The sequence below is a fragment of the Eubacterium sp. AF17-7 genome (genome assembly GCF_003461285.1).
Taxonomy (GTDB): domain Bacteria; phylum Bacillota; class Clostridia; order Lachnospirales; family Lachnospiraceae; genus Eubacterium_U; species Eubacterium_U album.
Map to the genome: position 1 here is coordinate 1 of NZ_QTWU01000024.1, position 9,544 is coordinate 9,544.

General features: G+C 33.7%; 11 protein-coding genes. 2 read left to right on the plus strand and 9 right to left on the minus strand.

What is annotated here, in order from left to right; genetic code table 11:
* A partial coding sequence (locus DWW96_RS13410; RefSeq protein ID WP_147339836.1) for an ATP-binding cassette domain-containing protein occupies nucleotides 1-638 on the minus strand: 638 nt, incomplete at its 3' end.
* A 239-nt stretch (nucleotides 639-877) separates the two neighbouring features.
* On the opposite strand from DWW96_RS13410, the gene DWW96_RS13415 reads away from it, so the two are divergent.
* Together DWW96_RS13415 and DWW96_RS13420 are read left to right on the plus strand one after the other, a co-directional pair.
* Nucleotides 878-1,585, plus strand: a complete 708-nt coding sequence (locus DWW96_RS13415) for an immunoglobulin-like domain-containing protein (protein WP_226981778.1) — start codon at nucleotides 878-880, stop codon at nucleotides 1,583-1,585.
* Nucleotides 1,533-2,705, plus strand: a complete 1,173-nt coding sequence (locus DWW96_RS13420; protein WP_000195429.1) for an IS256-like element IS256 family transposase — start codon at nucleotides 1,533-1,535, stop codon at nucleotides 2,703-2,705. Before DWW96_RS13415 ends, DWW96_RS13420 begins: the two co-directional genes overlap by 53 nt.
* A gap of 129 nt (nucleotides 2,706-2,834) precedes the next feature.
* Here the strand turns inward: DWW96_RS13420 and aph(2'')-Ia are convergent, their stop codons facing one another.
* From aph(2'')-Ia to DWW96_RS13465, 8 genes are all read right to left on the minus strand, one after another.
* Nucleotides 2,835-4,274, minus strand: a complete 1,440-nt coding sequence (gene aph(2'')-Ia, locus DWW96_RS13425) for an aminoglycoside O-phosphotransferase APH(2'')-Ia (RefSeq protein WP_001028144.1) — start codon at nucleotides 4,272-4,274, stop codon at nucleotides 2,835-2,837.
* Entirely contained in the window at nucleotides 4,275-4,667 is a 393-nt protein-coding gene (locus DWW96_RS13430; protein ID WP_000393259.1) for a GNAT family N-acetyltransferase, read from the minus strand. It abuts the gene before it with no gap.
* A 6-nt stretch (nucleotides 4,668-4,673) separates the two neighbouring features.
* Nucleotides 4,674-6,164 (minus strand): primase C-terminal domain-containing protein, encoded by a 1,491-nt coding sequence (locus DWW96_RS13435; protein ID WP_002380753.1) that lies wholly within the window; start codon nucleotides 6,162-6,164, stop codon nucleotides 4,674-4,676.
* A 394-nt stretch (nucleotides 6,165-6,558) separates the two neighbouring features.
* Entirely contained in the window at nucleotides 6,559-6,798 is a 240-nt protein-coding gene (locus tag DWW96_RS13440; RefSeq protein ID WP_002380754.1) for a helix-turn-helix domain-containing protein, read from the minus strand.
* Nucleotides 6,799-7,159: 361 nt separating this feature from the next.
* On the minus strand, nucleotides 7,160-7,897 hold the full coding sequence (gene erm(B) / locus DWW96_RS13450) for a 23S rRNA (adenine(2058)-N(6))-methyltransferase Erm(B) (protein ID WP_001038790.1): 738 nt from the start codon (nucleotides 7,895-7,897) through the stop codon (nucleotides 7,160-7,162).
* Between the two features lie 124 nt (nucleotides 7,898-8,021).
* Nucleotides 8,022-8,105: a 23S rRNA methyltransferase attenuation leader peptide gene (locus DWW96_RS13455; protein ID WP_001814874.1), complete on the minus strand. Its 84-nt coding sequence runs from the start codon at nucleotides 8,103-8,105 to the stop codon at nucleotides 8,022-8,024.
* Between the two features lie 123 nt (nucleotides 8,106-8,228).
* A complete protein-coding gene (locus DWW96_RS13460) occupies nucleotides 8,229-9,137 on the minus strand; it encodes an IS3 family transposase (RefSeq protein WP_117910776.1) in 909 nt (302 codons plus the stop codon).
* Entirely contained in the window at nucleotides 9,134-9,466 is a 333-nt protein-coding gene (locus DWW96_RS13465; RefSeq protein WP_117910777.1) for a transposase, read from the minus strand. The genes DWW96_RS13460 and DWW96_RS13465 overlap by 4 nt, the downstream gene beginning before the upstream one ends.
* Nucleotides 9,467-9,544 lie beyond the last annotated feature (78 nt).

Consider the following 9,544-nt stretch of genomic DNA (forward strand, 5'->3'; position numbering starts at 1 on the left):
GCCCATGGTAAAACGTAGGCAATACTATGATGCTTTGGAGGTAGCTGCATAGTCGGTGATATCCTTGAGAAAAATGTGTCAACTAATCTTGACAATATCATAGGATGTACCTCTTGAAATTTTTCAAGATTCAAAGCTTTTAGAATTTTTATTGCATTAGCCTTCTTTACACTTTCATTATCTGCATAGTTTTCCATGGATAAAAGAATTTCCTCTAAAACACTTTCTGTAAAAAGTTGATGATTAACGTCCTGCATTACTAAATAACAATTTTTTATCCGTTCTTTCCAATTTAATTCTTTTCCATAAAATGTCATAGTTCCCTTAACTTTTTTTTCCAATCCACACATACAACGTCCAAATGTGGATTTGCCTGCACCGTTTTTCCCTATTATAGCTACCACACTACCGCACGGAATCATCAATGATTTAATATCCATATTTTTTTCTTTTTCATAGGCAAATGAAAAATCTTTAAAATGTATATAATCTTGACTCTCAATTACCGGTGTCTGAATATTATCAAATGAGATTTTTCTAGATCTTAATCCCATTTTTTCCAATTTATTGGTCGATAATTTTTTAAATTCATCAATAGTAATATCTTGTAAAATTTCACCCTCCTTTATATAAATCACTTTAGATATAGGAGATACAAAAGTAAAAACACTTGATATAAGTAAGAAAAGTTACTGCAAATGGAACTTTAGATAAAGATACAGGAATTATAACGGTAGATGATGTAAAAAAACCAGTTACTTATGAGTATGATTGCGGTACTTATAAAGACGGAAACGTTGTTTTAAAAGTAGAATTATCGTTAAACTCACAAGGAGAAGATAATACAGCACCAACTATTTCTGCAAATGATGTTACATTGAATGTAGGCGATACTTTCGACCCATTGGCAAATGTAACAGCAACAGATAAAGAGGACGGAACTATCACTTTGACAAAAGATAATATTGTTGCAAATGATGTAGATACTTCTAAGGCTGGTACTTACCATGTGACTTATAAAGTAACAGATAAAAACGGAGCTTCTGCTAAAAAAACGATTACTGTAACTGTGAAACAAAATACAGGCGACCTTAACTCTGCTCCAATCATTTCAGCAAATGATGTTACATTGAATGTAGGCGATACGTTCGACCCATTGGCAAATGTGACAGCAACAGATAAAGAGGACGGAACGATTATTTTAACAAAAGATAACATTATTGCAAATGATGTAGATACTTCTAAGGCTGGCACTTATCATGTAACTTTCCGTGTAGTAGATAAAAATGGTGCAATTACTGAAAAAACAATTACAGTTACCGTAAAAGAAAAAGTAACAAATAAACCTGTAAGTCCACAACAGCCACAGAAACCGAGCAAGCCAACTACTCCAACAAAGCCTAGCGGACAAAAGAACCCTGTAAAAACAGGTGATATGACAAACGTAGGATTGTTTACTTCTATGTTTGCTGGTTCAACCGGTGTATTAGCTGTTTTATTAACGACAAAAACATACCCAGGAGGACTTTTACATGACCCAAGTACATTTTACACTGAAAAGCGAAGAGATTCAAAGCATTATTGAATATTCTGTAAAGGATGACGTTTCTAAAAATATTTTAACAACGGTATTTAATCAACTAATGGAAAATCAACGAACAGAATATATTCAAGCAAAAGAATATGAACGAACAGAAAACCGACAAAGTCAACGAAATGGCTATTATGAGCGCAGCTTTACGACACGTGTAGGCACGCTAGAATTAAAAGTACCCAGAACACGTGATGGCCATTTTTCACCCACAGTGTTTGAACGTTATCAACGAAACGAAAAAGCCCTCATGGCTTCAATGTTGGAAATGTATGTATCAGGCGTTTCAACTCGTAAAGTATCAAAAATTGTGGAAGAACTTTGTGGTAAATCCGTCTCTAAGTCCTTCGTTTCTAGCTTAACAGAACAGCTAGAACCTATGGTTAACGAGTGGCAGAATCGTTTATTATCAGAAAAAAATTATCCTTACTTAATGACCGATGTACTCTATATAAAAGTACGAGAAGAAAATCGAGTACTCTCAAAAAGCTGTCATATAGCGATTGGAATAACCAAAGATGGCGACCGTGAAATTATCGGCTTCATGATTCAAAGTGGCGAAAGCGAAGAGACCTGGACAACATTTTTTGAATACCTAAAAGAACGCGGTTTACAAGGTACGGAACTCGTTATTTCTGATGCGCACAAAGGATTAGTCTCTGCCATTAGAAAATCCTTCACCAACGTAAGTTGGCAAAGATGCCAAGTTCACTTCCTAAGAAATATCTTTACCACCATTCCTAAAAAAAATTCAAAATCTTTCAGAGAAGCTGTTAAAGGAATTTTTAAGTTCACAGATATTAACTTAGCGCGTGAGGCTAAAAATCGATTGATTCATGATTATATCGATCAACCAAAATATTCAAAAGCTTGCGCATCATTGGATGATGGATTCGAAGACGCCTTTCAATATACCGTACAAGGAAATTCCCACAATCGACTAAAGAGTACCAATCTAATTGAACGACTGAATCAAGAAGTACGCAGAAGAGAAAAGATTATTCGCATCTTCCCCAATCAAACATCAGCCAATCGCTTAATTGGAGCCGTTCTTATGGACCTACATGATGAATGGATTTATTCTTCAAGAAAATACATCAATTTTGATAAGTAGAAATGGTAAAAACATTGTATAGCATTTTACACAGGAGTCTGGACTTGACTCACTTCCTTTATTATTTTTCATTTTTTTAAACTATTTAATACTAATGTCTTTTATAATAGCTTTTCATATATTATATAATCAATCTTTATAAGTCCTTTTATAAATTTCTTTTCTACCATTTTCGATAAATTCCTGTTTAATATTTTTAATTCCATAAACAATAGTTTCAATAGGATAATATTCTTCAACTATATCTTGATATTCTTTTGCTTTCTCAATATCTATATTTCCATACATTCTTAATATATCTTCTCCAAAATTTGTTCCTATTTCTTCTTCACTATCTTCAAGTAAGTATATAAAATCACAATATTCATCTATAATTCCAGAATCTCCAAAATCAATTATTCCAGTTAATCTATTATTGCCATCTAACAATAGATGATTACAACTAAAATCATTATGGCATAAACACTTTTTACCCTCAAAAACTGTTGTTGCATTTAGTCTTTCCATAAAACTTTCTATATAATCTTTTTCTATATCAGTTAAATCATTATAAATAGTTTCACGCAACAATATATACTCTTCTAATACATTTTGTTTATTATCAATAGTACATTCACTAATATCTGTATAATCTAAACCGTGCATTTGTCTTAAAAAACTGGCAATATCTCGTTTTAACAAATTTTGTTCTTCTTCTGACATAGTAGAATAAATTTCTGGTGTTAAAAAAGTTCCTTTAATTTCTTTATAACCTAGTATAGATAATTCATCACTAATATACGAATATTCAATATTAGGAATTTTTACATTAGTTTCTAAATTTGTATTTAAAAAATTATATATTGCTTTTTCTTTTGCATAACCTTTTTTCTTATTAGTACTAAATTTTGTTTTAAAAATGTATTCATTATTAACTAAATATGCCACACTATCATAACCACTACCGATTATTTCAATACTATCTACTTTGAAATTATCAAAGTAATGCTCAATTAAATATTTCATTGCCTTAACATTTGTGGCATTATCATCATATCTATATTCCATTAAATAACAATCTTCTTTTTTGCCCTCGTGTAATTCATGTTCTGGCAAATCTTCAATAATTCTAAAACCAGATTTTTGGTATGCCCTTATTGCTCTTGGATTATTTTTATGAGGGTCTAAAATAACTGCATTAGCATTTCTTTCTTTTTTCAAAAATTCAAAAATCAATTTAATATATCTTGTACCAATTCCTTTACTCCAATAATTTGGCTCTCCTATAAATTGATCCATACCATAGACTATCTCATCAGTTTTTGGATAATGATAATCAGTATATAACTCATCATACATTTTATATATTTGTCCATATCCAATAGGAACATTGTTATATTCAATAATTACTCTAAAAACTTCATCTTCCCAAGGCTCTGTATAATGTTTTTTTAATGATTCTAATGTATATTTTTTATCTCTACCACCATAAAATTCTAATACTCTTTCATCAGTTAACCATTTTAACATCAAAGGAAAATCATCATCTATTAAAGTTCTTATACATATTTCATTTTCAACTATATTCATTTATTTATCACCTTTTTCATAATCATATACATATACTATTTCATCTTTATAATCATTTTTACCACCTAATTTTTCATATACATGGCAAGCTCTAGGATTACCTTTATCAGTTATTAAAAACATTTCAGAACAACCAATCTCTTTAGAATATTCCTTAATAAAAGATAATAATTTTGAACCATAACCTTTGTCTTGATAGTTAGGTAACATTCCTATTGAGTGTAAATAAAACATTGTTTTTCCATCAGGTCTTAAAAGTGTATAGCAATATGCAAATCCTATAATTTTATTATTTTCTTTAGCTATAAACCCAAATGAACTGGTATCATTAAGAAATCCTTTTAAATTATCAATATCAAAAACCATATTATCATCAATTAAAACTTCTTCCATTTATTTTCAGCCTGTATCATAGCTAAACAAATCGAGTTGTGTGTCCGTTTTTGGGCGTTCTGCTAGCTTGTTTAAAGTCTCTTGAATGAATGTATGTTCTAAGTCAAAAAACTCTGACAGCGCCTTTATATAGCTTTCTTTTTCTTCTTTTTTTACTTTAATGATCGATAGCAACAATGATTTAACACTAGCAAGTTGAATGCCACCATTTCTTCCTGGTTTAATCTTAAAGAAAATTTCCTGATTCGCCTTCAGTACCTTCAGCAATTTATCTAATGTCCGCTCAGGAATGCCTAGCGCTTCTCTAATCTCTTTTTTAGTCGTCACCAAATAAGGCTTGTATACATCACTTTTTTCGCTAATATAAGCCATTAAATCTTCTTTCCATTCTGACAAATGAACACGTTGACGTTCACTTCTTTTTTTCTTGAATTTAAACCACCCTTGACGGACAAATAAATCTTTACTGGTTAAATCACTTGATACCCAAGCTTTGCAAAGAATGGTAATGTATTCCCTATTAGCCCCTTGATAGTTTTCTGAATAGGCACTTCTAACAAGTTTAATCACTTCTTTTTCTTCTAAGGGTTGATCTAATCGATTATTAAACTCAAACATATTATATTCGCACGTTTCGATTGAATAGCCTGAACTAAAGTAGGCTAAAGAGAGGGTAAACATGACGTTATTACGCCCTATTAAACCCTTTTCTCCTGAAAATTTCGTTTCGTGCAATAAGAGATTAAACCAGGGTTCATCTACTTGTTTTTTGCCTTCTGTACCGCTTAAAACCGTTAGACTTGAACGAGTAAAGCCCTTATTATCTGTTTGTTTGAAAGACCAATCTTGCCATTCTTTGAAAGAATAACGGTAATTGGGATCAAAAAATTCTACATTGTCCGTTCTTGGTATACGAGCAATCCCAAAATGATTGCACGTTAGATCAACTGGCAAAGACTTTCCAAAATATTCTCGGATATTTTGCGAGATTATTTTGGCTGCTTTGACAGATTTAAATTCTGATTTTGAAGTCACATAAACTGGCGTTTCTAAAACAAAATATGCTTGATAACCTTTATCAGATTTGATAATTAACGTAGGCATAAAACCTAAATCAATAGCTGTTGTTAAAATATCGCTTGCTGAAATAGTTTCTTTTGCCGTGTGAATATCAAAATCAATAAAGAAGGTATTGATTTGTCTTAAATTGTTTTCAGAATGTCCTTTCGTGTATGAACGGTTTTCGTCTGCATACGTACCATAACGATAAACGTTTGGTGTCCAATGCGTAAATGTATCTTGATTTTCGTGAATCGCTTCTTCGGAAGTCAGAACAACGCCACGTCCGCCAATCATGCTTTTTTTTGAGCGATACGCAAAAATAGCCCCTTTGCTTTTACCTGGCTTGGTAGTGATTGAGCGAATTTTACTATTTTTAAATTTGTACTTTAACAAGCCGTCATGAAGCACAGTTTCTACAACAAAAGGGATATTCATTCAGCTGTTCTCCTTTCTTACGAAAATTAATTAGTTAGAAGCTACGATCAAAGTTGAATCACAACAAAAAAGGCAATCAACTAAGTTTTTCTTAATTGATTGCCTGGTATCTTCTTAAAGACTTGAAATTCCCTCAAAAACCCGATATAATGGGTTTACAGATATTTAAGTATCTGATTAATAAAGTAATTAAATACTTTACCAAATTTCGGGTCTCGACTTCTTTAATTGATTGGTGGTAATCAATTAAGGCTCGCAACTTATTTTCTTGGCGGAAAATAAGTTGGTCGTGGCTCTTTTTTTGTATTCTTTATTCAGTTCGTTGTTTCGTTATATCTAGTATACCGCTTTTAAAAAAAATAAGCAACAATTTCGTTAAATATATTAACGACAATCATTGCTTCTCTTCTTCTATTTGCAACTCTACTTGTTCTAATTCATTAGGAATTAAGTCAATAACTAAGGTTGAGTTTGTCAATTCTGCAATTCGTTCCAATGTTTTTAATGTCGGATCTGATTTTCCTGATTCAATCAATGAATAATTTGATCTACTCATTTCTAATTCTTGGGAGAATTTTTCTTTTGATTTGGTACCTCTCATCTTTTTTAAGCTTTCTCTAAATGCTAGTTCCAAGTTTCTCCCTCCTGTTTATGTAAATATTTTGCACGTTTTCCATTTAATTATATCGTTACACCTTGTAAATCACAAGTGATTAATCACAAATCACTTGTGATTAGTGATTGTTATTGGTGTTGCCTAGAACGATTCTAAGCACATGTTTAATTTTAAAGTGGGCAATTATCTTTAAAATGTCCTACAATGATTCAATAAAAGCATGGCTGCTAGTGAAACTTGCGACCATGCTTTTAAAAATACTTAATGGGGTCCCGAGCGCTTTAGCTCCTTGGAAGCTGTCAGTAGTATACCTAATAATTTATCTACATTCCCTTTAGTAACGTGTAACTTTCCAAATTTACAAAAGCGACTCATAGAATTATTTCCTCCCGTTAAATAATAGATAACTATTAAAAATAGACAATACTTGCTCATAAGTAACGGTACTTAAATTGTTTACTTTGGCGTGTTTCATTGCTTGATGAAACTGATTTTTAGTAAACAGTTGACGATATTCTCGATTGACCCATTTTGAAACAAAGTACGTATATAGCTTCCAATATTTATCTGGAACATCTGTGGTATGGCGGGTAAGTTTTATTAAGACACTGTTTACTTTTGGTTTAGGATGAAAGCATTCCGCTGGCAGCTTAAGCAATTGCTGAATCGAGACTTGAGTGTGCAAGAGCAACCCTAGTGTTCGGTGAATATCCAAGGTACGCTTGTAGAATCCTTCTTCAACAATCAGATAGATGTCAGACGCATGGCTTTCAAAAACCACTTTTTTAATAATTTGTGTGCTTAAATGGTAAGGAATATTCCCAACAATTTTATACCTCTGTTTGTTAGGGAATTGAAACTGTAGAATATCTTGGTGAATTAAAGTGACACGAATGTTCAGTTTTAATTTTTCTGACGATAAGTTGAATAGATGACTGTCTAATTCAATAGACGTTACCTGTTTACTTATTTTAGCCAGTTTCGTCGTTAAATGCCCTTTACCTGTTCCAATTTCGTAAACGGTATCGGTTTCTTTTAAATTCAATTGTTTTATTATTTGGTTGAGTACTTTTTCACTCGTTAAAAAGTTTTGAGAATATTTTATATTTTTGTTCATGTAATCACTCCTGAAGTGATTACATCTATAAATAAATACAGAAGTTAAACGATTTGTTTGTAATTTTAGTTATCTGTTTAAAAAGTCATAAGATTAGTCACTGGTAGGAATTAATCTAACGTATTTATTTATCTGCGTAATCACTGTTTTTAGTCTGTTTCAAAACAGTAGATGTTTTATCTACATTACGCATTTGGAATACCAACATGACGAATCCCTCCTTCTTAATTACAAATTTTTAGCATCTAATTTAACTTCAATTCCTATTATACAAAATTTTAAGTGATATTGTCAAGATTAGTTGACACATTTTTCTCAAGGATATCACCAACTATGCAGCTACCTCCAAAGCATCATAGTATTGCCTACGTTTTACCATGGGCGGAAGGCCTCCATTGGCAGAGCAGATCCTCCGGTTGTTCCAATAGCTGAGGAAGTATCTCCAGATAAGTACCTTTAGTTCTTCTACTTCCATCTGCTTTGCATCATAACGGTCATAAAGGAGTTCCGTCTTCATTCTGGCCCACATGCTTTCGCAGCGTGCATTATCATGACAGCGCCCTCCGGCACTGTTCATGCTTTGATGGATATGATGCGCCCGGATGGTCTGACGGTAGGACTCACTGGTATACTGTGTCCCGCGGTCACTGTGGATGACAGCGCCTTCCAATGCAGGATAAGCAGTCAGGGCATTTTCCAATGTATGGATACATAGATCGGCTTTCATATTCGTTTCCATTGCCAGACCGAGGACACTGAGATCAAAGCAGTCAAAAATTGCAGATACATACAGTTTTCCATTGGAGGCCGGGATTTCCGTGATATCAGTGATACATTTGGCCAATGGAATATCAGAACGAAAATCTCGCTTTAGTAAATCATCTGATTTCATGGCTTCACGATCAGCCTTTGTAATCCCGTTGGGTTTTCTCCTGGGCCGATGGTTCAAGCCAATCTGTTCCATAACACGGTATACGGTTCGCTCACTGGGAATCTGCACTCCTTCCGGCTGTTTCAGCAACAATGCCTGGTACATCCGGATCCGGCCATAAGTATCGTTACATTCATCCTCGCTGACGATTTCTTTCATGGCATCTGCAAGATCCTGGTACTTCCAGGGGCGGTCTTTGTTTGCGAGATATTTATAGAAGCCTTGGCGGCTGATCCCAAGCATTCTGCAGTAGAATGAGATTTTCCCGGTAATCCTGCCGTCCTCTGTCTTCAGGGCCAGAAAGATCATTCTCTGGTTTTTGCTGACTTCCGACGGCTGGCGGCGAAAAAAGCACTGGCTTCCTCCAGAAATTCGTTTTCTTCCTTCAGGCGACGGATTTCCTTATCCTGTTCCTTGACCCGTTTACGTAGCATGGTAATCTCTTCTGACAGGCTCATTGCGCTGGTGGGAGTATGGGAGCCTTCCCCGATATCCAGCTTACCGGCTCTAACAGCTTTCAGCCAGGTATGGATGGTTCCTTCCGGGATTCCTAATTCTTTAGCAGCCTTAGCGCCGCCGATTTCTTTGGCAAGTTTTACTGCCTGTACTTTGTATTCATGGTCATATTTACGTGCCACTTTGAATACCTCCTTATTCTCTTGGTTTTATTATGAAATCCTTGAGAATAAGCTGTCAACTTTTTTTATACCACACCA

Bases quoted from the DNA above. Each gene is read 5' to 3' on its own strand.
- DWW96_RS13460 (WP_117910776.1), bottom strand. From the start codon at position 9,137: ATGATCTTTCTGGCCCTGAAGACAGAGGACGGCAGGATTACCGGGAAA.
- DWW96_RS13435 (WP_002380753.1), bottom strand. From the start codon at position 6,164: ATGAATATCCCTTTTGTTGTAGAAACTGTGCTTCATGACGGCTTGTTA.
- DWW96_RS13455 (WP_001814874.1), bottom strand. From the start codon at position 8,105: ATGTTGGTATTCCAAATGCGTAATGTAGATAAAACATCTACTGTTTTG.
- DWW96_RS13430 (WP_000393259.1), bottom strand. From the start codon at position 4,667: ATGGAAGAAGTTTTAATTGATGATAATATGGTTTTTGATATTGATAAT.
- DWW96_RS13420 (WP_000195429.1), top strand. From the start codon at position 1,533: ATGACCCAAGTACATTTTACACTGAAAAGCGAAGAGATTCAAAGCATT.